The 604-nt window shown below is 33.8% G+C and carries 1 protein-coding gene; it reads left to right on the top strand.

Annotation, left to right across the window (positions count from 1 at the left end; translation table 11 throughout):
• Nucleotides 1–401, top strand: a 401-nt coding sequence (locus tag ACH65_RS20500) for a hypothetical protein (protein WP_048525489.1), incomplete at its 5' end; no start/stop codon positions are given.
• Nucleotides 402–604 lie beyond the last annotated feature (203 nt).

Here is a 604-nt window from a genome sequence, read left to right as displayed (position 1 = left end):
AATACATATATGGCAAAATTATTATTTTAGATAAAGACGGAACAGCTAAAGATGTTAATCTAGAAAATGCCAAATCTCGATATGGATATGTTCCTGAAGGATTCCAAAAACTAAAAAACGACATAGAGAATAAAAAGAAAACTAGTTCAATATCACCTAGAGCAGTTGGTGGGAACTACAAAAATAGCGGTGACTGTTTCTATTCTGAAGTTTTAAACTCATATGGAGAACTTTTAACTGGAAACATAATCACAGCAGTTTTTGAAGATGTTAAAGCCAAAAACTTAAAGGGCGTAGCAAAAAAATTAGCTAAAATTGGGATAAAAGGAAACCTAGCTGGAATCGCAGCTACTATGGTTTCGAAGGATGTACAATGTAATCTTAAATACGGGTTACTTTAGATACTATTTATTCCAATTGCTTTATTGACGTTGAGCCTCGGAACCCTTAACAATCCCAAAACTTGTCGAATGGTCGGCTTAATAGCTCACGCTATGCCGACATTCGTCTGCAAGTTTAGTTAAGGGTTCTTCTCAACATCAATAAATTTTCTCGGCATAAATGCGTCGTCTATTTTTTATTATCTTCATGATAATCATATTTT

It is taken from the genome of Frateuria defendens, assembly GCF_001182895.1.
Taxonomy (GTDB): domain Bacteria; phylum Pseudomonadota; class Gammaproteobacteria; order Xanthomonadales; family Rhodanobacteraceae; genus Frateuria_B; species Frateuria_B defendens.
This window is presented reverse-complemented; position numbering and strand designations above follow the sequence as displayed.